Source organism: Bacteroides clarus, assembly GCF_015555825.1.
Lineage (GTDB): Bacteria > Bacteroidota > Bacteroidia > Bacteroidales > Bacteroidaceae > Bacteroides > Bacteroides clarus.
The window spans coordinates 98,765-123,499 of the sequence record NZ_JADNLF010000013.1 but is presented as its reverse complement, the minus strand read 5'-3'; the positions used below and the strand labels follow the sequence as shown (position 1 = coordinate 123,499).

Here is a 24,735-nt window from a genome sequence, read left to right as displayed (position 1 = left end):
ATTCCCGGGGTGTTACCCCGGGCTATAAGATAAGAGCCTTTCAGGCTTAAAGATAAAAAAACTTTCAGCCTTAGGTTACGCTATTTCATCGTTACTGATATAAACTGATTGTTACTGATATAAACTAAATTTCAATATTTACTTATGCATGTTTACTGATACATATTTATTATACATGTTTACTTATTACACGTTTACTTATACATACTTACTTATTCCCGACTTTCAGTTAGACTCTATTTCACTTAATTCCAGCCAGCGCATTGTCTTTTCATCAATCAAATCCGCCAATTCCGGCAAGCGTTTCGACTTCTCCGTCAATTCATCTACGGACAGCGCGCCGCTACACAGAGCTTCTTCAATGGATTGCTTCTCTGCTTCCAATGCCGCTATATCTTGTTCGAGTTGTTCAAATTCACGCTTCTCCTTGAAAGACATACGGCGTTTTTCATTCAAACGCACTTTCGCCGTCTTCTCTTCCTGAGCTTTTGCCGCTTCTTTTTCCTTCTCTCGCTCCTGAGCGGCTTTCGCATCCTTCCAGTCGCGATACCGGGTGTAATTGCCGGGGAAATCGCGAATGTCTCCCTGACCGTTGAATACCAATAAATGGTCTACTACCTTATCCATAAAGTAGCGGTCGTGGCTCACCACAATGACGCATCCCTTGAAATTCCGCAAATAGTCTTCCAGTACATTCAATGTAACGATGTCAAGGTCATTGGTGGGCTCATCCAACACCAGGAAGTTAGGATTACGCATCAATACCGTACACAGATAAAGACGGCGACGTTCGCCACCGCTCAACTTATAGACATAGCTGTGCTGCGTTTCGGGTGTAAAGAGAAAATGTTGTAAGAACTGTGATGCCGTCAGACGCTTGCCGTTACCCAACTCTATCACTTCCGCAATGTCCTGCACTACATCTATGACTTTCATCTGTTCGTCAAATTGCAACCCGTCTTGAGAATAATAACCGAAACGAACGGTTTCGCCGATGTCCAACACACCGCTATCCGCTTGTTCATGTCCCATCAGTATCTTGATGAAAGTGGATTTTCCCGTACCGTTATTTCCCACAATACCCATCTTCTCATAACGGGCAAAGATATAAGAGAAATCATCCAGTATCTTCAAATCACCGAATGACTTATAAAGATGGTCTGCCTCAAATATTTTACTGCCGATATAAGATGCTTTTACATCCAGCTTTACATTATCATTGTTGAAGCGTTGCTTGGCTACCTTCTCCAACTCATAAAAAGCTTCTTCCCGATAGCGCGCCTTATGACCTCTGGCTTGCGGCATACGTCGCATCCATTCGAGTTCCGTACGATACAAATTATTGGCGCGTTCTATCTCTACGGTTTGGGCTTCGATACGCTCTTCACGCTTTTCCAGGTAATAACTATAATTGCCCTTGTACTGATATATCCGACGGTTGTCTATTTCAATAATCTCCGAACAGACACGGTCGAGAAAGTACCGGTCGTGTGTCACCATCAACAGGGTAAGGTTGGTACGACGCAGATAGTCTTCCAGCCATTCGGTCATGTCAAGATCCAAGTGATTGGTGGGTTCATCCAATATCAAAAGATCGGGTTCGGTGATAAGTGTATTGGCAAGCGCTACGCGTTTCAATTGTCCGCCGGAAAGTGATTTCACCTGTTGATTGAAATCACGGATTTTGAGTTGGGAAAGGATCTGTTTGGCTTTTTGTTCATATTCCCAGGCTTTCTCATGATCCATACGCGCCAGAATCCCGTCCAAACCGGGATGTCCGTCCGTCTCCATGCAACGTTCATATTCCTTAATCAATTCCACGGTACTGTTGCCATGATGAAAACAAGCCTCCAATACGGTCAGTTCTTCCGGATATTGAGGGTCTTGTTCCAGATAACCAACTCTTATATCTCGTCTGAAAGAGATTGTACCGCTGTCATAACCTTCTTTTCCGGAAAGGATATTAAGCAATGTAGACTTGCCGCTTCCATTCTTGGCAATAAGCCCTACACGCTGCCCTTCGGATAGACCAAAAGATATATTCTCGAATAGTACCAAGTCGCCAAATGATTTGGTCAAATTTTCTACTTGGAGAATTGAATTTACTGCTGCCAAAACTTATTAAATTGAGAATTGAGAATTAAAAATTGAGAATTGCCATACGGGACGGCAAGGGGTATCAAAATAAGGGCTGTTATGAAAGCAGGTTCTTATAAACCTCTGCAAGATTGCAGGTTTCTCCGGCTTTCACTTTGCTCCATACTAATTTCATCGGGTCTATCATAGTATTGCTTGCGATATTCATTAGAACAGGCGCTTCGCGATTACCGTCAATCAGCGTGTACCATTCCAAGCCGTCTACTTCATTGGCTAAAATAATGCAAAGTGTAATGCCGAGTGCAAGCCATGCCTCTTTCTTTTTGGTGCTGATACTGCCATTATCCATTATCTGCTGCATATTGGCTATATCTTCTTCCTGTCCTTGAAAGTCTTTCTTCAGCAATTCCTTCACTGTGGTACTTACCCACTCGTATGCCTCGTTTATCTGGTAAATTTCAGAAAGGCGTACCGGGATTATTTCTGCCGGATATTTCTGATTGGCTCTGCGGACTTCCAATGAAGCTATGATATCTTCGGCCTCTACCACTGATTCGCCTTTGCGCACTGTAAACGAGCATGCAAAAGCGACATCGTCTATTCCTGCAATCCAAAGATGGGAAGTATAATATGTACCCTCTTCTTCGAACATTTCCTTACTGTACGCACAGTTTAAATGCCCTACCATTACAGATACAGCCGAAGTATTCTCTTTTAATTCCTGCTTAACGGCTTCTTGACCATACGTTGTATCGCCCTTATAAGCAGATATACGGAAATTACCCGTCCACTCATTAGGATTATAAAACAGGAAAGAACCTTCCCCGTCTTCAAATTCGTTCCAGTCTGCCGGATAAACCATAGAGAACCATGCTCCCGGAGAAATAAATTTCTTACCTTGTTTCATATTTCATTGACTAAATGAGTTCTTTCTTGCAAAAGTAACATTACCGCTGTTGATATGCAAACAATCCAAACAAAAAACAGCCGATTCTCACGAACCGACTGTTCCAATCATCATCTATGAATGAAGACTGTTTAGGTCTCCAATATTTTAATATATCTTATAAATCTATTTTCGAGTGCAAAGATAATCAATGAAATAATATGCACATCAAGATTTTAAGATATTTAATTTAACATTCTATAAACTAACGAATTTATCGCTTACTTAATGTAACCATAATATTCATTATCTGTTGCGCAATCCCACCAAACCGGACACGACCAAATCGGGTCTGTCATAGCTTGCTTGTTGGATGCTTTCAACTGAGTTAAGTTATAGTTACTTTCGTGAGTACTCTGGCTGAAGCGACGGAACCAATAAGTAGGATCATTCTTAGAAGTACCTATAATCTTACTAACAGCGGAAAAATCATTTGGACGGTCATAATCTACATAGTCATAATCCAAACGGCGCATATCATTCCAGTTTTCAATATTGATACCCAATGCTATAATTTTTTGACGCATGATTTCGAATAAAGTCAGATTGGCTGCATTTTGGCATACGGCATTACTTGCCATATAAGAACTTTTGGCATCATCAGCCATAGGTTTCTGATCCTCGTTCTGCGTACCTTCAGCCTCCCATGATTTCAGTTTTTCCTGCATACGGTCAAAGTTTGCCTCTATACCTTTCTTATAAGCACTCAACGCTCCATCAGTATCTCCTTTACGGAAAAGAACTTCCGCTTTAATAAAGCACATTTCCGAATAAGTAAGGATATCCGTATCCGAATTAGGACGTGCATAGAATGTACCCGTACCACCTACATAATCATACTTCGCATCTGTATAGTAATACATATCCGTAGTATTCCGCCCGCTATTGGCCATACCATTGGAACGTAAGTTTACATAAATAGTATCACCCGCACGTTTATAGTCTGTAGTATTACAGTAAGCAGAGCCTTTCTGATATAGAATAGTCACTTTATCCCCATCAACCGTAGTTTGATGTATGGCTTGGGCATTGGTAATAAATTCCGTCTTTACTGTATTATCCGCCTTGGACAAATCATAAGTTATCACAAAACCTCCTTTATCCTTATTATAGCCGGTTTCTCCACCCGTTACAAATAAAGCGGCTACCGGTCCACCTTCTGCACGAGTAGTGGAATGTATTACATCTACTCCGGCATCACGTGCCCATTCCTTGGAAATTATTTTGCCATCAGCATTCAATTTTACATTTTTCATCATAGCTGGAACCAGCTTTGTCAAACGGGGATCTTCTGTTCCCGAACCACCTGTAAATTCATTGGTCAGCAGATTAACATACCAACGTGTCAGGCGTTGCGTTCCTCCATATCCGGTACAGTCCCAAACAACGGAAGCCTGATAAGGATCGCTTACTGTGAAATTGACTTCATCTCCCTCTACGTTATAATGTTTCATAATAGTATTATCATCATTCGATTGAGGCGCGGAATTCAATGCTGCCAAAATAGCCTCCGGATCATACAAATCCGCTTTCTTTGACAATTTCAATAAATAGCGGGCTTTCAGACCATAACATAATTTCAACCATTTGGAAACTTCTCCTCCATTCCACAAATCACCGGCACTCAATGCCGGGGCAATGGGATTCTGTTGTTTGCCAAAGTTCTCAATAGCTTTATCCAAATAGCCCATACAAAGTTCATACATGGCCTTACCATCGTCATAAGCCGGGTCTGTCTTACCGATGAATGCCTCTTGAACAGGTAATTCGCCATGTAAATCGAGCATCATCATGAATCCCATTGCCTTAATGCAATATGCCGCACCTTCATAATGATAAGCTCCCTCTGCTTCCGCCTTATCAATCAATGCCTCAATATTCACACCCGCACCCAGATAGAAATTCTGGTAGATGGTAGTACATGAGCTTTGGGCCGGATTCCATGATGACAGCAGACTGTTGGCAGCCGTACCACCCGTCTGTGTCATAATACCGGCAATCGTATTGGTACGCATGCTGGCCGTACCCCACGCATAAGCGTAATAGTTCTGTATCCACGGCAAACGAAGCTGCGGTGATACGGTTTCGGACACCGGATTATCCGGATCTGTATTCACATCCAAGTAGTCCTCACAAGAAGACATTCCGAACACAAGCGCCAAGCCAAGTGCAATATGTATTAGTTTCTTCATACTCTTATCTTTTTAAATCCGTTATTAGAATGTAAGATTAATGCCAAACGACATGCCGGCTGTGGCCGGAACACCGCAATAGTCAATACCTGCAGAGCCGGAACCACCTGTACCGGAACCGGAAACGCATGTTTCGGGGTCCATACCTTTATAGTTTGTCCAGACAAACAGGTTGGTTCCTGTAATCGTGGCAGTCAGTCCCTTGATTATATTTTGTTTCTTCAACAGATCCTTGAAATCGTAGGACAAAGAAATAGAACGCAAACGCAACCAATTGGTATCGGTAATAAAGTTGTAAGCATTCTTTGCGTAGTTCTTATAATATTCCTGAATCATATACTTACCGGAACGGGTAGAGTTACCAACCTGATAAGTTTCATTGGCATTATAAGTAATAGTTTTGGTTTCATAAGCAGGTTTCGCCGTAGTACCTGTATTGACAACGCCTGTAAACGATACGGACTCTCTGTTTATTGTCTTCGTACTCAGTCCTTTCGTTACGAGGTAGTATTCGGTACCGTTATAGATATCGCCACCCAAACGTATATCGAACAAGAAGGAAAGATTGAAATTCTTATAACTGAAACTGTTGTTAAAACCACCTATCAGCTTCGGCTCACGGTTACCCACAATATTGGTTTCAACTTGCGTATCTTTATATAAGCCGGTAGAGGCATCGATTACATTATACATCTTACCGTCAGGTCCTTGAGCCGTTTCGTACTTATTACCCGTCAATCCTAAGAAATAACCGCCATTCGGTATTGAACCGGCTTTAGCCGCACCAATCTGCGCATCTGTCACATAGAAAACATCTACGCCGTCGATAAAGTCACCCAGACGTCCGCGATTACCGGAAAGATTTAATGTTGTTTCCCATTGGAAATCTCTTGTTACAATAGGCTTACCCGTAATCGAGAGTTCCATACCCTTGTTCTCTACCGAACCGCCATTCAGTGTAAGGAAGATATATCCGGTAGACTGTGCTAAACGCGGTGCACAGATTTGGTCTTTCGTCTTGCTTTGATAGTAGGTATAATCAAATCCTAAGCGTCCGTTAAAGAAACGCATTTCCAAACCTAATTCATAAGAATCCTGTATCTCGGGCTTCAAACCGACACTACCGCCTGTCCAACTATTACCCATACCGTACTTGCCGCCATTCAGTGTAGCCACAGGCCACATATAATAACCTAAAGAATACGCGTCGGCGTCCTTACCGACCCGTGCCCAGGATGCGCGAATCTTACCGAATGAAAGTACATTATTCTTCGGCAACAACTCGGTAAATACGAATGAGCCGCTTACAGAAGGATAAAAATAAGAACGATTATTTACCGGCAATGTAGAAGACCAATCATTACGTCCGGTCACCGTCAAATAAACAAGGTTCTTGTAAGAGGCACGGAATTCTCCATAAAGACCTACCATACGTTTACGTACCGTACTCTCCTTGAAATACTGATTGGCTTTAATGATATTATTGAAGCTGTAAAGTCCTTCCGTTACAAAGTTATATCCCCAACGAGTATTGTTCGTGGTCTTTGTAGCTTCCGTGGTGGTACCTACCAAAAGATTCAAGTCGAAATCCCCGAAAGTCTTATGGAAGTTAGACATTACGTTCGTTGTTATATATTGATAGTTCACATCACCCTTAGACATATAACCGTTCTGATATATCTGCTTAACCGCACCGCCTGCGCGACGAAGCGTATTGGAACCGGTAGTATATTTATCAATACCTGCGCGTGCCGACACATCCCACCAGTCTGTCAGTTTCAAACTTGCATTAAGAGCACCTGTAAAACGGGATGTTTCGTCAGTCAAAGTATTCTTATTCAGAATCCAATACGGGTTTTCTATATCATCTTCCAAATCCTGCAGACCTTCCAATATACGGTATTTGCTACCGTCATCATTCAGATAACGGCTCATTTGGTCATCGATAGGCCATCCGTAAACAGCGGTCATCGCGCCGTTACCTCCTTGTCCGTACAAGCCCGCACTGGTCAACGTTTTATCGGTACTTGCCTGTGAATAAGAAACGTTGGCTCCTACTGTCAAAATACCGTATTTTTGTTCGCCATTAAAACGGAAAGTCGTCTTGTCATAACCTGTTGTAGGAATAATACCGGACTGATGATAATTGGAACCGGACAAATAGAAAGAACCGTTTTTGCTACCGCCGGATACACTGACACTGTTATCCCAAACACTGCTTCCCTGGAAGAAGTCACCTATATTATCATAAGCGGTTCCATCGATTCTGTCTCCCCAGGAATCCATTGTCTTATCAATAAAGGAACCGGAAGTATTATATTCTCCACGGCCATACAGATTCTGAACTTCCGGTAATTTATTAGCCCATGAATAGGTATATTTACTGCTTACATTTACTCTTACAGCACCTTCTTCTCCTTTTTTGGTAGTAATGATAATAACACCGTTAGCGGCACGGGAGCCGTACAATGCGGCAGCCGCAGCACCTTTCAATACAGACATGCTTTCGATATCTTCAGGGTTAATATCCATTACACGGTTACTGAAAGTCGTCGCCGTTTTCGTCATACCATCGGTACCGGAATTACCGGTATTAACCGTAGAGTTATCATAGATAATACCGTCTACAACAAACAAAGGTTGATTGTCACGAGATTCACTGGCAGAATTACCACCACGAATTACGATATTGGAACCGGCACCGGCGGCACCACCGGCCTGCGTAATATTTACACCGGGAATTTTACCGGCCAAAGAGTTTACCACATTCGTTTGTTTATTCTTCATCAACTCTTTGGAGTTAATATCTGAAACCGAATAACCTAAGGCTTTTTTCTCTTTTTTAATACCCATCGCCGTTACAACAACTTCACTCAATGACTGGGTGTCATCTTTCAGGGTAACGGTATAGTCGCTTGCCGCTCCTACTTTCACTTCTTCCGTAGCATATCCGACAAATGAGACTACCAATGTGCTACCCACTGGAGCTTCTACCGAGAATTTTCCATTGATGTCAGTAACAGTACCCGTACCGGAACCTTTCACCAATACACTGGCTCCAATAATCGGTTCACCTGCAACATCCACTACTTTACCTGTGATTGTTTTAGCTTGCTGAGTACTCTGGGAACTTAGCACATTATCAGCGGCAACAGCTGAATATGGCACAGACATCCCAAACAATGCAAGCAACACTAATGATAAGCAATAATTTCTTTTCATAAGCTCTATTTATTTGGATTTGTTTGCAAATTTATAAATTAATTCAGCAAATCAAAGAGCAATTAGTTTAAAATATATTAAATAAATATTAATATATTTGCTTTTATGATTTTGCAATATTACCAAATACAAAATAACAAAATTCATTAATCCCTATCAAAAAAGCATTATACACGACAGGTGAATACTCCTTTATTACCATGTGATTAATAATTTTATAGCATTTTCAGAAAGCAGGATTTTATTAGAAGGACAGTAATAGCATTAACTATTAAAAACAAATATTTAAAATAATAAAACACAGAAAAGAAAAATATATCAAAAATGAGACAGAACTTAATCACATAGAGTAAAAAAGTTCCCAGAGTACTTATAACCTTACAATTAACTTTATTTTAGTTATTTCCCTATTGGTTGTATCCGTCTTCTTACATCCTTGGATATTTCCAGAAACATATAATTCAATCTGCCTGAATGAATCCCCTTTTCATTCTCTTGATATTTCCGACTTGCATATTCCTTAGACTTATCAAAAGTTATACGGGACATTTGATTCTGTGTTTTCCCCACCATAGTAGAATCCAACTGTTCATCAGGAAAGAAATCATCCAAATCGACATCTCCAATCATAGTAGTCTCAAGAAATTTCATATCCTTATGATTCGCGTCAGTATAATAACCTACAAACATATGTCCGGGCGTACGTACCAGTATCGGCTCGATATTGATGGCACGAAGCAAAGAAGCAAACAAAACACTGCCGTCTACACAGTTAATCTGCGATGACTCCAAAGCATCATCAAACGTCCGGACTCGTTGCGAGAATACCACATTACTGGATAAACTAGTATTAGAAACAGAGCTATACCGGAAATTACGTTTCTGTAAAACATTCCACAATGCATAAACCTGATTATCGACAGCTTCAGGACTACCTTGATAACCAAGAAAACGGTTCACAATACGAGTATTCAATGCTTCACGCAATAGCTGGTCTATCATAGGGTTTTCTTCATTTACATACGCCGCAAAGAAAATGCCGGTATCATGAAATCTTGTACCTCCTGTAACATATCCCAATAAACACTCATTAATACTGCGCACCGAAAAAGTACGCACCCGTTGCCCCAGCTCTTTCCCGTTCATTTCTACCGTAATGGCAACACTAATCGGCTCCGCTTGATTATTATTCTTCAAAGCTTCATAATTCCAAATAACATCGGGATAGATTGCATATTCAGTACGCGGTTTTGCCAATACAAATTCTGAAACAGAACGAGAGAAGAAAGGGGTTTCCGCAACTTCTATCCTCACCCGGCTATAAGCCTTTGTAGAGCGGACTTTCACTGCAATACAAGATTTGGGATTCCCTACAAACATTGAGTCAGCCGGTACAATCACTTGAGCGTCTGTTGTTGCGACAGACAAAATGCTGGAAGGAAAAATATTACCGCCCAATTCATCCGTTATCTCAAAACCGGAACGGAAAGGAACGACGTTCAACCAAACCGAACCAATGATTACAACAGCCAATACAGCCACTATCAATGACATACGCCACTTAGATTGCCCCCACCTTGTTATATTCATTAATTCTTTCATATAGTCACCCTTCTTAAAACAACACAAAGATAATATTTAATTAACTGAAATAGAGATTTTGTAATCACAATGTAATACTTGTTTCATTCCATCGTAACAAAAACGCCGCAATTTTGTCGAAGAAAAGAAATAAAGTTTAACTTTGTAATAAAGAGACGCCGTATGTCTCTCTTTACATTAATAAGAAGTACAATGAACGAATACCGGATTTTAGTAGTAGATGACGAAGAAGATTTATGCGAAATCTTAAAGTTCAACCTTGAGAACGAAGGCTACGAAGTAGATACCGCAAATTCTGCTGAAGAGGCCTTAAAAATGGATATCAGTACTTACGACTTGTTATTATTGGATGTGATGATGGGAGAAATCTCCGGATTCAAAATGGCAAGTATGCTAAAAAAGGAAAAGAAAACAGCCAAAGTCCCTATCATTTTCATTACTGCCAAAGATACGGAAAACGATACGGTAACCGGATTTAATTTAGGCGCGGATGACTATATCTCCAAACCATTCTCTTTACGAGAAGTAGCAGCACGCGTCAAAGCCGTGTTACGTCGTACACAGCAAGCTGAAACCGAACGCGCGCCGGAACAAATCGTCTACAAATCATTAGTGCTCGACATCATAAAAAAGAAAGTAAGCATAGATGGAGAGGAAGCGCCTCTTACCAAGAAAGAGTTTGAAATACTGCTCTTGCTACTGCAAAACAAGGGACGTGTATTTTCCCGTGAAGACATATTAAGCCGCATCTGGAGTGACGAAGTATATGTGCTGGACCGCACCATAGACGTAAACATCACCCGCCTGCGCAAAAAAATAGGAATATATGGCAAATGCATTGTAACTCGTTTAGGATATGGTTATTGCTTCGAAGCCGAATAATGACAGGCATTTTTTGTCATTCAGCCGGAAGTTATTCCTTTCGGTAATCTCATTGTTTCTTGTTTTTGCAACCTGTTTTATTGCTTATCAATATCAACGGGAGAAAGAGTATAAAGTCGAGCTACTTGACACGCAACTCCAAGACTATAACGAACGCCTGCAACAAGAGCTGCGAAATATTCCGGACAGTTTATGGACATCTGCCTTAAACCGGTATATAGCCAAAGGTCCACACAAAGACCTTCGTGTTACTATCGTAAATCTGCAAGGTCACGTGCTTTACGACAGTTGCGATGAAACTTCCCAAGAAGTATTCAGCAATCACATCAATCGTCAGGAAGTCCAAGAAGCATTAAAAGACGGTAAAGGATATGATTTAAGACGTACCTCCGAAACTACAGGTATACCTTATTTCTATTCGGCAACTCTCTATCCCGATTATATCATCCGCTCGGCATTGCCCTATAATGTAAACCTTATAAACAGCCTGGCAGCCGACCCGCATTACCTTTGGTTTACAGCCATCGTAACCTTATTGCTGATATTCGTCTTCTACAAGTTTACATCCAAACTGGGTACCGCAATCAATCACCTGCGCGAATTTGCCAAGCGCGCCGACAAGAACGAACCGGTGGAAACCGATATACAATCCGCCTTTCCGCACAATGAGCTTGGCGAGATTTCCCAGCACATCATACAGATATACAGACGCTTGCGTGAAACTAAAGAAGCGCTGTACATTGAACGCGAAAAGCTTATCACCCATCTGCAAACCGCCCGTGAAGGGTTGGGAGTGTTCACCAAAGACAAGAAGGAAATTCTTGTCAATAACCTTTTCACCCAATACGGCAACCTCATTTCCGACTCTAACTTGCAGACCACAGAAGAGATATTCTCCATCTGTGAGTTCCAGAAGATCACCGACTTCATCAGCAAAGCGCAAAAACGGCCTTCGGATAAAGAAGAAAAACGGCTATCCATCAATATTAATAAAAACGGACGCATATTCATTGTAGAATGTATCATCTTCCAAGACTTGAGCTTTGAAATCTCCATCAACGACATCACTCTGGAAGAAGAACAGATACGCCTGAAACGGCAGCTCACGCAGAACATCGCCCACGAGCTGAAAACTCCCGTAAGCAGCATTCAGGGGTATCTGGAAACCATCGTCAACAACGAGAACATCTCGCATGAAAAGATGCAGACCTTCCTCGAACGCTGCTATGCCCAAAGCAATCGCCTCAGCCGCCTGTTGCGGGATATCTCCGTACTGACACGTATGGATGAAGCCGCCAATATGATTGATATGGAAAAGGTAGACATCAGCATGCTTGTCACCAATATAGTCAATGAAGTATCATTGGAACTGGAAGAAAAGCGTATTACGGTAGTCAACAGCTTACAACCCAAAATACAGTTAAAAGGCAACTACTCACTGCTATACTCCATATTCCGCAATCTGATGGATAATGCCATAGCCTATGCCGGCACCGATATTCACATCAACATCAATTGTTTCCGTGAAGATGAGAACTTCTATTATTTCAGTTTTGCGGATACAGGAATAGGAGTTTCACCGGAGCATCTGAATCGTTTGTTCGAACGCTTTTATCGCGTAGATAAAGGACGTTCGCGAAAATTAGGCGGTACGGGCTTAGGACTTGCCATCGTAAAAAATGCCGTCATCATTCATGGCGGAACAATTTCCGCCAAAAATAATCAAGGTGGCGGACTGGAGTTTGTATTTACATTGGCAAAGGAGAAATAAATTCTCTTATTCGGTTTTGTTTGTTACTTTTTTCATTATCTTTGCAATGCATTGGTTTGCCCCTTTTTTTCAAAGGGGGCAATTAAAAGGGAATCAGGTGTAAGTCCTGAACAGTCCCGCTGCTGTAAGTTTCACATAATGTTGCAGACAATAAATTCTCTCTCCATGCCACTGGATATGTTGTCCGGGAAGGCTGTCTGCAACAGAAACAAGTCAGAAGACCTGCCATGCGTTATCTTATCATTGCTTTCGAGGAAAAAGCGTTGAGTCTAATGAGCCGGATAAATTCTATCCAATCATTTCATTCATCAAAACTCTTTCAAAGAAAGTAAAAAGAGAATAAACTCTGCCAAGTTTATTTAAATGATGTCCGGCCGAAGTGATTCGTCCGGACATTTGTTTTACAAAAAGTCACAAAAAACATTGCCAATCATCCATAAAATCCTTATATTCGGCACATAAAACGCAAAAACGGATTCATCCGTTGACCTATTGTCGAACTTATAAAAAAAGAATCTATGGAATTACCATTCGCCGAATCATGGAAAATCAAAATGGTGGAGCCTATCCGTAAAAGCACCCGCCAGGAGCGTGAACAGTGGTTGAAAGAAGCTCATTACAATGTTTTTCAACTAAAATCAGAACAAGTTTATATCGACCTTATCACCGATTCGGGAACAGGAGCCATGAGCGATCGACAATGGGCCGGTATCATGCTCGGAGATGAAAGTTACGCCGGCGCTTCCTCTTTCTTCAATCTGAAAGAAGTTATTACCCGGCTGACAGGTTTTGAATATATCATTCCTACACATCAAGGACGTGCCGCCGAAAATGTTTTATTCTCTCATCTGGTGCACGCTGGAGATATTGTACCGGGAAATTCGCATTTTGATACCACCAAAGGGCATATTGAAAGCCGAAAGGCAATCGCACTGGACTGCACAATAGACGAAGCGCGACAAACACAACTGGAAATTCCCTTTAAAGGTAACGTAGATCCTGCAAAACTGGAAAAGACCTTAGAAGAACATAATGACCGCATACCATTCATCATTGTTACCATCACCAACAATACAGCCGGCGGGCAACCGGTTTCCATGCAAAACTTGCGCGAAGTCCGAAATATCGCGGACAAGTACAACAAACCTGTTCTGTTCGACTCTGCCCGTTTTGCCGAAAACGCCTATTTCATTAAAACACGCGAGGAAGGTTACAAAGACAAGAGTATAAAGGAAATAACCAAAGAGATGTTCGCTCTTGCAGACGGTATGACCATGAGTGCCAAGAAAGACGGCATCGTAAACATGGGAGGATTTATCGCAACCCGCCGTCAGGACTGGTATGAAGGAGCAAAAGGATTCTGTGTACAATTCGAAGGTTACCTTACTTATGGCGGTATGAACGGCCGCGATATGAATGCACTCGCTATCGGCTTGGATGAAAACACCGAATTCGATAATCTTGAAACCCGTATTTGCCAAATAGAATACCTGGCTAAAAAATTAGATGAATACGGAATACCGTATCAACGTCCCGCCGGAGGACATGCGATTTTTGTAGATGCTCCCAAAGTTTTGACACATGTTCCTAAAGAAGAGTTTCCTGCGCAGACTTTGACCGTCGAGCTATATCTGGAAGCCGGAATACGCGGGTGTGAAATCGGTTATCTACTTGCCGACCGTGATCCCGTTACCCGTGAAAACCGCTTCAACGGATTGGATTTACTCCGACTGGCCATTCCACGCCGCGTATACACGGATAACCACATGAATGTAATCGCCGCCGCGCTTAAAAATGTATATGACAGACGTGAAACAATTACCAGAGGAGTACGCATCACCTGGGAAGCTCCGTTAATGCGTCACTTCACAGTGCAGTTGGAAAGGCTGTAAAAAAACTTTTCTGCCATAATGAATGTTATATGACTAAACATCAGCATTTACAATTATGGCAGAAAATTATGAATTAATAGACAACAAGGAGCGCCATCAGTATGAGTTCCATGTCGAAAAGTATACCCCAAGAATAGAGTATATTAAATCAATTAATGGCGAAATATTTCTAACGCATACAGAAGTTCCCGCCGGTTTAGGCGGCAGAGGTATTGGCAGCCAGCTTGTTGAAAAAACATTGCAGGACATTGAAAGGCAGCAACTCCGCTTGGTTCCTTTATGCCCATTTATAGCGGGTTATATTCACAAACATCCGGAATGGAGACGGATTGTCCTAAGAGGTGTTCACGTTTAATAAACTACAAGCTCAACGTTAGTACAAAATCCGGAAACAAGTAGTAGTGAATCTGAAAATTCCGTTTCTCCGCTGTACGATATTCCGCAGCGGAGAATACTCCTTGTTCGTCAACTATAAAAGGCATTACATGCAAATGTTCCCGAAAATCGACATCGGAAGCATTCATACATTTAAACATGGTTTCTTTTGCAGACCAGTGAAGTAACAACGACCAAGTTTCCGTACCCCTGAATAGTGATTCTTGTTCATCCGCACGCATAAATTTATGCGCCACTTTCCGTACCCGTCCGCTATAATACTCGATATCAATACCTACTTCTTTCTTTGGCTCACCTAATAAGACAGCGACATAACCTTTTGTATGCGAAATACTGATAGAAAAAGAGCCGTCTGCCAAATAAGGCTTTCCATTAGAATAATAGCGTATTTCTTTCTCCTCACCAAGCATTGTATACAACAACACACGCACAGCCAGCCACTCCAATCTACGAGAACCGGCTGCAAATTTCCCGATGTCCTCTTCATATTTCCCTTTATGAGGAAGTAAGGCAAGCATTTCTTCCAGGCTTTCACTTGTTTTCCAGATACCCCATCTGTATGAATTCTCTGTATATTGTTTAAAAACGGGCATTATTTCTCTGTTTCAGTACCTTCCCGAACCGGCTCATTAATTGTAAACTTCACCTTTAAGATACGGCGGTTATCCATTTCAAGAACCTCAAATTCATAACAATCATAGGTCACTTTCTCATGAAGTGCCGGGAACTCCCCTTTCAACTCAAGCAAAAGCCCCGCCAAAGTATCGGCGTCACCTGCCACCTCATCAAAGGTTTCTTCATCTATCTTGGTTATCTTATAGAAATCCGTCAGTTGTGTTTTAGCCTCAAACACCCATGTATGGTCATTAAGCACAGCATATGTACGCTCTTCATCATCGTATTCATCACGAATCTCGCCCACAATCTCTTCAATAATGTCTTCCATCGTGACAATACCCGACGTTCCTCCGAATTCATCCACCACAATAGCGATATGAATCTTGTTTGCCTGAAAATCACGCAACAAATCATCAATCATCTTGGTTTCCGGAACAAAATACGCCGGACGAATCAATGACTGCCAACGGAAATTATCCCCCTTATTCAGATGAGGGAGCAAGTCCTTGATATAAAGCACCCCCTTTATATTGTCACGCGTCTCCGCATAAACGGGAATACGCGAATAAGCATTCTCCACGATACACTTCAACACATCCTTAAAAGGAGTACGGATTTCCAAGTCAACCACATCCAAACGCGATGTCATGACTTCCTTGGCCGTTTCACCACCAAAGCGAATGATGCCCTCCAAAATATTATTTTCTTCCGAGAGCTCGGCTTTATCCGTCAACTCCAACGCATGTGAAAGTTCATCTACTGAAATATTATGATTCTTACGCACAAAATGCTTATTAAGAAACGAAGTAGAGCGTACCAGTATTGACGATAACGGATAGAATATGGAACGGCATGCCATGATACCGGGAGCTGCAAAACGGCAAAAAGCCAATGTTTTTTGCGCCGAATAAATCTTCGGCATAATCTCACCGAAAAGCAGCAACAGGAAAGTCAACACAACCGTCAGGATTAAAAACTCCGCAATGGCTGAATGGAATTGGAACACATTCATAAAAAAGAAATTGCAGAGCATGATAATCGTTACATTCACGAAGTTGTTCGTAATCAGTATCGTGGCTAACAATCGTTCTGTATCATCCAATAGATTTTTGATTTTCCCGTCAGAAGGGTGTTTCCCCTCTTCAACAGAATTCAAATCGGACGGCGAGAGTGAAAAGAATGCTATTTCGGAAGCCGAAGCAAAACCGGAAGCAAGTAAAAGCACACCTGCCAATACAATGGCTATAATAGCCGAAACAGAAGGAGCATGTACGGTTATACCGTTAAATATATCCGCCAACTGGCATAAATAAGCGTCTGGGTCCAAAGATTTTGGTTTTAGTTAAACAATTAGAACGGTAAATCGTCCGTCGGATTATTTTGCGCAGGAGTAACCTGCGATTGTGTTGACTGTACGGGAGCACCCGTTTGTCCGGGCATACCGGCCTGCGGCGCGGTTCCGGGCACTGCGCTTCTCGCAGAGAGCATTTCCATGTTATCCACAAAAATTTCTGTTACATAGCGTTTCGCACCGGTCTGATCATCATACGAACGAGTCCGTATTTTACCTTCCACATAAAGCTTGTCTCCCTTATGCACGTATTTCTCAGCCGTTTCCGCCAGTCCGCGCCAAAGGACAAGATTATGCCACTCCGTACGTTCAGGAACTTGCGTTCCATTTGCCAATGTATAGGCACGGTCTGAAGTAGCCAAAGGGAAAGTAGCGACAGCTACACCGGTATCAAGGTATCTCACCTCAGGGTCTCTGCCTACATTTCCTAATAATATCACTTTATTTACTGACATACGCTTTCAACTTTAAAATTTGTTGCCAAAATTAACGAGAATAACAACATCATGCAAGAATACAGCCAACTTTTATACATACTTCTCCAAAAAAGCATGTACTAAACGAGATACCGGATATTGCTCCAAATCTTCCATTCCGATACACTGATATTCCGAAAAAGAACGGGAATTCTCCGGCAAAACAACTTCATAAAAGTTAGCATAAATCACACGATGAGACAAAACATGTTTCACATTCCGAAGCACCGAACGTACTTCCGGTATCTCCCCCTCCGCCATAAGTGAGCGAAAGGAAACCGATGACAAAAACTCATCTTCCGATAAATCCCTGTCTGTTTCAACCAATGGCAACTCAAACAAATTTTTCCAAATATCATCGGCCGTTCGTTTATGTATAAAGGTACACGCGCCCATGCGTACATATATATAATTAAAGTAACGGTTAGACGTCTTTATCCTATGCTGCTTCACGGGAAGCTGCATAACCTGCCCTTTCGATAAAGCGGTACAACTATCCGCCAAAGGGCAAAACATACAATTAGGCGACTGTGGCGTACACTGAATAGCCCCGAAATCCATTATGGCTTGATTATACGCAGCCGGCCGGGATTTATCAAGCATTTCATTGGCTAAAGCTGCAAAAAGTTTCTTCCCTTCCGTAGAGTCAATAGGAGTGTCGATACCCCAATAGCGGGAAAGCACACGATATACATTTCCGTCCACTACCGCATAAGGCATATTATAGGCTATGGAACAAATAGCGGCAGCCGTATAGTCCCCTACTCCTTTCAAGGCACGGACTTCCTGATAGCTTTCCGGAAACTTACCGTTCATACTCTTGGCAGCGGCATGCAGATTACGGGCACGAGAGTAATATCCCAATCCCTGCCAATATTTCAAAACCTCGTCTTCCGAAGCCGAAGCCAAAGTTTCCACATCAGGAAAACGGCGGATGAAACGAAGAAAATACTCATATCCTTGCGCCACTCGCGTCTGCTGTAAAATAATCTCAGAAATCCATATCCGGTAAGGATCGGCAGTATCCCTCCAAGGCAAATCGCGTTTATTGTCCGCATACCAATCCAATAAAATTTCAGTCAATCTATTCATATATAGTTCCATACCCCAAAAGGATGCAGTCCTTTTTTCGAAAGAACAAAAATACAGTTTTTCAGTCTAACAAAGCTTAATGCTTTGACTTTTTTCAAAAAATGTCCAGAATATATTTTTTAGAGCCGCCAAAAAGCTATATATTTGCAGTCCAAAAAATTAGAAAACTATAGTAATAATATTTTTTTTAAGAAAAAATGACTAAAGCTGATATTGTAAACGAAATTACAAAGAACACCGGAATTGACAAAGTCACAGTACTTACAACCGTTGAAGCGTTCATGGACGCAGTGAAGGCATCTTTATCTAAAGATGAAAATGTTTATCTCCGCGGGTTTGGTAGTTTTGTAGTGAAGAAAAGAGCTCAGAAAACAGCTCGTAACATCTCAAAGAACACTACTATCATCATTCCGGAACACAACATTCCGGCTTTTAAACCTGCCAAGACATTCACCATTGCTGTGAAAAAATAATAAACAATTAGTATTAACCCATAAAATTTTGAAGCTATGCCAAGCGGAAAGAAGAAAAAAAGACATAAAATGTCTACGCACAAGCGTAAAAAAAGACTAAGAAAGAACAGACATAAAAGCAAAAAGTAATTTTTAGTCTGAAGGACAAAATAAAGAACAAACTTGTGAAGCTAATTGTCTCGCGGGTTTGTTCTTTGTTTAAGTATCAAACCGATACATCAATACACAACTATTGATGTATCGGTCAATCTGAACAGAAAATATCTGTATAATAAAAATGTAAAAAGCAAATTATTGTGACAAGCGAACTCGTTGTAGACGTACAGCCCAAAGAGGTCTCCATAGCTTTACTCGAAGATAAAAGCCTGGTAGAGCTTCAAAGCGAAGGAAGGAATATTTCCTTCTCTGTGGGCAATATGTATTTGGGACGCGTCAAGAAATTGATGCCGGGCCTGAATGCCTGCTTCGTGGACGTGGGTTACGAGAAAGACGCTTTTCTTCATTATCTGGACTTAGGTCCTCAATTTAACTCGTTAGAAAAATACGTAAAGCAGACTTTAAGCGATAAAAAGAAGCTTAATCCAATTACCAAAGCAACCATACTTCCCGATCTTGAAAAGGACGGAACAGTATCCAATACACTCAAGGTAGGACAAGAAGTAGTGGTGCAAATCGTAAAGGAACCTATCTCGACCAAAGGACCGCGCCTGACTTCCGAGCTCTCTTTTGCCGGACGCTATCTCGTGCTAATTCCTTTCAACGATAAGGTTTCCGTATCACAAAAAATTAAATCGAGCGAAGAACGCGCCCGTCTCAAACAACTGCTGATGAGCATCAAGCCTAAGAATTTTGGTGTCATCGTCCGCACTGTCGCCGAAGGAAAACGCGTAGCCGAGCTTGACGGAGAGCTTAAAGTATTACTGAAACATTGGGAAGAAGCTATTACCAAAGTACAAAAAGCGACCAAGTATCCGACACTGATTTACGAAGAAACCAGCCGTGCCGTAGGTTTATTGCGCGACTTGTTCAATCCTTCCTTCGAAAACATCTACGTGAACAACGAAGCTGTCTTCAACGAAATCAAGGATTATGTAACACTCATCGCCCCTGAACGGGCAGGAATCGTAAAACTGTACAAAGGTCAACTTCCCATTTATGACAATTTCGGTATCACCAAGCAGATAAAGTCATCATTTGGCAAAACCGTTTCATACAAAAGCGGAGCTTACCTGATTATTGAGCACACTGAGGCGCTTCACGTAGTAGACGTGAACAGCGGTAACCGCACCAAGAATGCCAACGGGCAGGAAGCCAACGCACTGGAAGTGAATCTGGGAGCCGCTGATGAGCTGGCACGCCAATTGCGGCTAAGAGATATGGGTGGTATCATCGTGGTGGATTTCATTGACATGAATGAAGCCGAAAACAGACAAAAGCTTTACGAACGTATGTGCGCCAACATGCAGAAAGACAGGGCACGCCACAATATCCTGCCGCTCAGTAAATTCGGATTGATGCAAATCACGCGTCAGCGAGTACGCCCGGCAATGGATGTGAATACTACGGAAACCTGTCCGACCTGTTTCGGTAAAGGCACTATTAAATCGTCCATCCTCTTTACGGACACCTTAGAGAGTAAAATTGACTACCTTGTCAACAAACTGAAGATAAAGAAATTCTCGTTACACATCCACCCGTATATCGCTGCCTACATCAATCAGGGAGTTCTCTCACTGAAACGGAAATGGCAGATGAAATACGGATTCGGAATCAAGATTATTCCAAGTCAGAAATTAGCGTTTCTGGAGTATATCTTCTACGATCCGCAAGGAGAAGAGATTGATATGAAGGAAGAAATCGAAATCAAATAAAAAAACGGCGAAGTCAGATAAACACTTCGCCGTTTTTTTGTTCATTATCACAATGCCAGACGGTAGATTTCCTTGCTGTCCTGTTTTGTCAGTTTCACATAATTGCCCACAAACTCTCCTTTATTGCGATGCAGGCTATCCGCCAGGCGGTCTATATCGGGCTCCTCAATACCCAGTTCCTTAAAATTAACCGGTAGTCCTATAAAGCGGAAAAAATGCTTCAAACGGGACACTCCGGCCAAAGCCATCTCTTCCAAATCCTCTGATTCGGGAATACCGAAAACACGGTTGGCAAATTGGGCTATCTTTTTCGGATTATGTCCAGCCATAAAAGTCATCCATGCCGGAACTATCACAGACAATCCTGCTCCATGCGTAACGTTATAAATCGCACTGACTTCATGCTCCAAAAAGTGCGAAGCCCAGTCTTCCTCACAACCTACGCCGCAAGTTCCGTTATGAGCTATCGTTCCGCACCACATTATATTGGCACGTGCGCCATAATCTTCCGGATTCCGCTTGATGCGATAAGCTTCTTTAATGATAGCCGTCAGCGTACCCTCACAAAGACGATCGCTTATTTCCACATCCTGCGTATTAGTGAAATAACGCTCCATGATATGCACCATCATATCGGCGATACCGCAAGCCGTTTGAAAAGGCGGCAATGTATAAGTCAATTCGGGATTCATAATGGAAAAAACCGGGCGCAACAGTTCCGGCACACGCAAGCTCAGTTTTTGCAAGGTATCCACTTTCGTGATAACCGAGTTGCCCGAACCCTCGCTACCCGCAGCGGGAATCGTCAGAACAACGGCAACTTTCAACGCTTTCACCACTTTCGCCTTACCTATAAAGAAATCCCAAAAATCACCTTCATAAGGCACACCGGCAGCAATAGCCTTTGCCGTGTCAATCACAGAGCCGCCTCCTACGGGGAGCAGTAAATCAGCCTGTTCACGACGGCAAAGTTCAATCCCCTCATACACCTTTGTATCCACCGGATTAGGCTGTACGCCACCCATTTCACAATACTGAATACCGGCTTCCCGCAAAGATTGCTTCACCCTGTCCAACAATCCGCTTCGCACCACGGAACCGCCGCCATATACAATCATCACTTTCCGTGCTCCATACTTACCGGCCAAAGTACCGACCTGCATTTCCGTCTCCTTGCCGAAAACAAACTCCGTAGGACTGTAAAAGACAAAATTATTCATACTTGTATTATCATTTTATATATTGACTGTATCTCTCAAAGAAACGTTTGAACGCCCCCCATTTCATCAATCCCCGCTCAAATAGCAGAATCCCCAGCAGAGCACAGGAAATGCCCAACATCACGTCAATCAGATAATGATGACCGGAATAAACGGCCGTCCACCAGATACCCACCATGATAACAGAGAACAAAGCTATCAGCCATTTTTTACAACACCCCATAACAGCATACGCTACCGCTACCACCATATAAGCAGCATGCAATGAAGGAACAGCGGCAAACACATTGGCATTCCGCCCATAAATGGAATGAAAGACAGAACATCCCAGCAGTTCGTCAAAACGTCCCAACCCCGCTACATTACCCGGAGTATCGAGAATCGGCTCAAAGCCGTAGTTCATGGCATACCAGGGTGGTGCTGCCGGATGGATGTAATATCCGGCAAATCCGATAAGATTTACCAACAGAAAGACCATGGCAAAACGAAGGTACACCTTACGCTCGCCTTTCAGATAAAGCCACAAGCCGAACGCAATAGGAACAGGAACCCAGCAAAGATAGAATATACCTGCAAGGAAATCGCCTATCGTACAGTGATTCTGCGCAAAATACTCACAGGGAATCAACGTTGCTCCATCAATCGAGATACCGAACAATGACTTCTCCGCCTCATACAATCCCTGTACATCAATAGGATTCACCTCATAATTGGGATATACCCGCATCCAGTCGTAAGAAATGCCAAAGATGATAAAAGGAAGTAGCGCCACCGCCAATTTACGGGTTGTTTTCCCCGCAAAGAAGAGTACCAGAAACAGACCCGCCATCAGAAGATGCTCTGTACGGAGCCCTATACACACGGCCGTCAACAACAAGAACAGCACCGTAACGACAGCAACGGGCAGCGCTTCTTTGACAGAAGGAAAAATATTCTTTTTCATCATTGCTTCTTTAATAATTTATGGCAATGCGCAATACGCGCAAATGCCGTCAAATTGGCAAGAACAGCTATCACAGCCATCGGAACAATCAGTATCAACATGGGGTCGAATGCCTTGCAATCTCCGAAAATACCGCAGAACAAAGCGCCAAGACTGGTCAGCACCACACGCTCGGGGCGTTGCATGAAACCTACTTTACACTCCAGCCCCAGTCCTTCGGCACGTGCGCGCACATAACTCACCATAAGCGAACCTATCAACGCGACAAAAGTTATCATCGAGCCCCACAGATAACCTTGCAAAATCAGATAATAGAAGATACCGAACAACGTCACCATCTCGCTATAACGGTCGAGCACCGAGTCATACAATGCGCCAAACGTGGAAGACATATTGCCTACACGCGCCACACGCCCGTCCATCATGTCAAACAAACCGGCAAAGAGAACGATTCCTCCTCCCCAACCCACATAGGCCGGTTCACCCGGTTTATACACACCCGCATACACAAATACGCACGCAGCCACAATGTTCATCACCAGTCCGGTGGTAGTAATAAAATTAGGCGTAATGCCCACCTTAATCATGCCATGCACAACCGGATTTATAATCTTATAAATCAACTGTTGCAGCCAATCTCTATAATTCATATCAGTTCTATTTAGTCTCTAAAATATTGTCGTATAAATTTTCTGAAATTATGATTGCGATATACGAATACCCGTTGCAGATGATAGTTCCAGAAAAACGCCACCAGAACGGCTACGATTACTTTGGACAGAATAAACACATCGTTTATGTAATGTCCCAGCAATCCGTCCACCCAGTGCATGCCCGTCAACCACTCCGTCAGGGCAAATGTGCCCCATGTATTCAATAAAATACTACCTCCCCAGACAAAAAGATATTTCAGCGCAACGTGCGTTTTTTTACAGTCGTCCGCATGAAACACCCAGCCGTAGTTAATGACGCAATTCACCGTGCCGCCGGCCACGGAGCCTAAGAAAGTAGCGTACAAATAAAAAAGTCCGGATAGTTTAACCAGCAGAATGGTCACAAGAAAATCCACAAGACTTGCCACATACGACGAAAGCTGGGCCTTCACAAAGACCCAAACAGCATGACGCCAACCTGCAAATCCCGATATTTCTTTCAGCCTATCAGCCATCTTACTCCGATTAAGACTACAAAGCTATAAATTCCCGCCAAGATATCATCCATCATCACTCCAAATCCGCCAGGAAAACTTTCCATGCGACGGATTCCCAACGGCTTAAAAATGTCGAACAGACGAAAAAGAGCAAAAGCTCCCAACGCATACCACACATTCCCTGACGGTGCAGCCAGCAATGCAATCCATACTCCCACCATCTCGTCCACCACCACACGAGAAGGGTCTTCCCCCCAGCAAGGTTCAAGACGATTGGTGGCCCATATCCCCATTACCGTAAAGACAAGAACAAGAACTACCGTCAGCCATATCAGGCATATTTCCGAAACAATGAAAGATAATCCGAACCAGATAAGCGCAGCCAGCAAAGCGCCCGCCGTACCCGGAGCGAAAGGAGAAAAGCCCGAACCGAAGCCCGTACCGATGAGAATCGGGAAAAAAGAGGGTTTCTTCATTGATAAAAAAGATGATAAAAGGGTGATAATGTGATAGGGTGATAAAGCGATAAAAGTGGTAAGGC

20 protein-coding genes and 1 riboswitch are annotated in these 24,735 nt (G+C 42.6%); of the genes, 6 read left to right on the top strand and 14 right to left on the bottom strand.

What is annotated here, in order from left to right; all coding sequences use genetic code 11:
- Positions 1-225: 225 nt before the first annotated feature.
- The 5 genes from I2F54_RS13955 to I2F54_RS13935 form a co-directional block, all read right to left on the bottom strand.
- Complete coding sequence (locus I2F54_RS13955; protein ID WP_195501498.1) at positions 226-2,115, bottom strand: ABC-F family ATP-binding cassette domain-containing protein; 1,890 nt, start codon at positions 2,113-2,115, stop codon at positions 226-228.
- A 79-nt stretch (positions 2,116-2,194) separates the two neighbouring features.
- Positions 2,195-3,004, bottom strand: coding sequence for a DUF3805 domain-containing protein (locus I2F54_RS13950; RefSeq protein WP_195501497.1), 810 nt, complete (start codon positions 3,002-3,004; stop codon positions 2,195-2,197).
- Positions 3,005-3,264: 260 nt separating this feature from the next.
- The gene (locus I2F54_RS13945; protein ID WP_195501496.1) at positions 3,265-5,235 is read right to left on the bottom strand and encodes a SusD/RagB family nutrient-binding outer membrane lipoprotein; all 1,971 of its coding nucleotides are present in this window, start codon (positions 5,233-5,235) and stop codon (positions 3,265-3,267) included.
- 24 nt (positions 5,236-5,259) lie between these two features.
- Complete coding sequence (locus I2F54_RS13940; RefSeq protein ID WP_195501495.1) at positions 5,260-8,457, bottom strand: SusC/RagA family TonB-linked outer membrane protein; 3,198 nt, start codon at positions 8,455-8,457, stop codon at positions 5,260-5,262.
- Positions 8,458-8,856: 399 nt separating this feature from the next.
- Complete coding sequence (locus tag I2F54_RS13935; protein WP_118046078.1) at positions 8,857-10,059, bottom strand: hypothetical protein; 1,203 nt, start codon at positions 10,057-10,059, stop codon at positions 8,857-8,859.
- Between the two features lie 192 nt (positions 10,060-10,251).
- Between I2F54_RS13935 and I2F54_RS13930 the strand changes: the two genes are divergently transcribed.
- The 4 genes from I2F54_RS13930 to I2F54_RS13915 all read left to right on the top strand — a co-directional run bounded on the left by I2F54_RS13930 (position 10,252) and on the right by I2F54_RS13915 (position 14,959).
- On the top strand, positions 10,252-10,941 hold the full coding sequence (locus tag I2F54_RS13930) for a response regulator transcription factor (RefSeq protein WP_087425681.1): 690 nt from the start codon (positions 10,252-10,254) through the stop codon (positions 10,939-10,941).
- The gene (locus I2F54_RS13925) at positions 10,916-12,712 is read left to right on the top strand and encodes a sensor histidine kinase (protein ID WP_009120524.1); all 1,797 of its coding nucleotides are present in this window, start codon (positions 10,916-10,918) and stop codon (positions 12,710-12,712) included. Before I2F54_RS13930 ends, I2F54_RS13925 begins: the two co-directional genes overlap by 26 nt.
- A gap of 34 nt (positions 12,713-12,746) precedes the next feature.
- Positions 12,747-12,956: riboswitch (cobalamin riboswitch) on the top strand.
- A 274-nt stretch (positions 12,957-13,230) separates the two neighbouring features.
- A complete protein-coding gene (locus I2F54_RS13920) occupies positions 13,231-14,604 on the top strand; it encodes a tryptophanase (RefSeq protein ID WP_087425680.1) in 1,374 nt (457 codons plus the stop codon).
- 55 nt (positions 14,605-14,659) lie between these two features.
- A complete protein-coding gene (locus I2F54_RS13915) occupies positions 14,660-14,959 on the top strand; it encodes a GNAT family N-acetyltransferase (RefSeq protein ID WP_009120522.1) in 300 nt (99 codons plus the stop codon).
- A 4-nt stretch (positions 14,960-14,963) separates the two neighbouring features.
- Here the strand turns inward: I2F54_RS13915 and I2F54_RS13910 are convergent, their stop codons facing one another.
- From I2F54_RS13910 to mutY, 4 genes are all read right to left on the bottom strand, one after another.
- Positions 14,964-15,593, bottom strand: a complete 630-nt coding sequence (locus I2F54_RS13910) for a 4'-phosphopantetheinyl transferase family protein (RefSeq protein WP_087425679.1) — start codon at positions 15,591-15,593, stop codon at positions 14,964-14,966.
- Positions 15,593-16,945, bottom strand: coding sequence for a gliding motility-associated protein GldE (gene gldE / locus I2F54_RS13905; protein WP_087413698.1), 1,353 nt, complete (start codon positions 16,943-16,945; stop codon positions 15,593-15,595). Before gldE ends, I2F54_RS13910 begins: the two co-directional genes overlap by 1 nt.
- Before the next feature lie 23 nt (positions 16,946-16,968).
- Entirely contained in the window at positions 16,969-17,424 is a 456-nt protein-coding gene (locus I2F54_RS13900) for a single-stranded DNA-binding protein (protein WP_009120519.1), read from the bottom strand.
- 72 nt (positions 17,425-17,496) lie between these two features.
- Positions 17,497-18,549: an A/G-specific adenine glycosylase gene (mutY, locus tag I2F54_RS13895; RefSeq protein WP_410518270.1), complete on the bottom strand. Its 1,053-nt coding sequence runs from the start codon at positions 18,547-18,549 to the stop codon at positions 17,497-17,499.
- A gap of 185 nt (positions 18,550-18,734) precedes the next feature.
- Here mutY and I2F54_RS13890 point away from each other — a divergent pair, with 185 nt between their 5' ends.
- Positions 18,735-19,010, top strand: coding sequence for an HU family DNA-binding protein (locus I2F54_RS13890; RefSeq protein ID WP_004290360.1), 276 nt, complete (start codon positions 18,735-18,737; stop codon positions 19,008-19,010).
- Between the two features lie 296 nt (positions 19,011-19,306).
- Positions 19,307-20,881, top strand: coding sequence for an Rne/Rng family ribonuclease (locus tag I2F54_RS13885; protein ID WP_009120516.1), 1,575 nt, complete (start codon positions 19,307-19,309; stop codon positions 20,879-20,881).
- A 47-nt stretch (positions 20,882-20,928) separates the two neighbouring features.
- Here the strand turns inward: I2F54_RS13885 and I2F54_RS13880 are convergent, their stop codons facing one another.
- From I2F54_RS13880 to I2F54_RS13860, 5 genes are read right to left on the bottom strand one after another with little or no spacing between them, the layout of a single operon-like run.
- The gene (locus I2F54_RS13880) at positions 20,929-22,101 is read right to left on the bottom strand and encodes an iron-containing alcohol dehydrogenase (RefSeq protein ID WP_022219684.1); all 1,173 of its coding nucleotides are present in this window, start codon (positions 22,099-22,101) and stop codon (positions 20,929-20,931) included.
- 10 nt (positions 22,102-22,111) lie between these two features.
- Entirely contained in the window at positions 22,112-23,044 is a 933-nt protein-coding gene (locus tag I2F54_RS13875; RefSeq protein WP_195501493.1) for a phosphoinositol dihydroceramide synthase, read from the bottom strand.
- Complete coding sequence (locus tag I2F54_RS13870) at positions 23,044-23,694, bottom strand: CDP-alcohol phosphatidyltransferase family protein (protein WP_009120513.1); 651 nt, start codon at positions 23,692-23,694, stop codon at positions 23,044-23,046. Before I2F54_RS13870 ends, I2F54_RS13875 begins: the two co-directional genes overlap by 1 nt.
- 11 nt (positions 23,695-23,705) lie before the next feature.
- Positions 23,706-24,212, bottom strand: a complete 507-nt coding sequence (locus I2F54_RS13865; RefSeq protein WP_195501492.1) for a GtrA family protein — start codon at positions 24,210-24,212, stop codon at positions 23,706-23,708.
- Entirely contained in the window at positions 24,197-24,670 is a 474-nt protein-coding gene (locus I2F54_RS13860) for a phosphatidylglycerophosphatase A family protein (RefSeq protein ID WP_118046084.1), read from the bottom strand. Before I2F54_RS13860 ends, I2F54_RS13865 begins: the two co-directional genes overlap by 16 nt.
- Positions 24,671-24,735 lie beyond the last annotated feature (65 nt).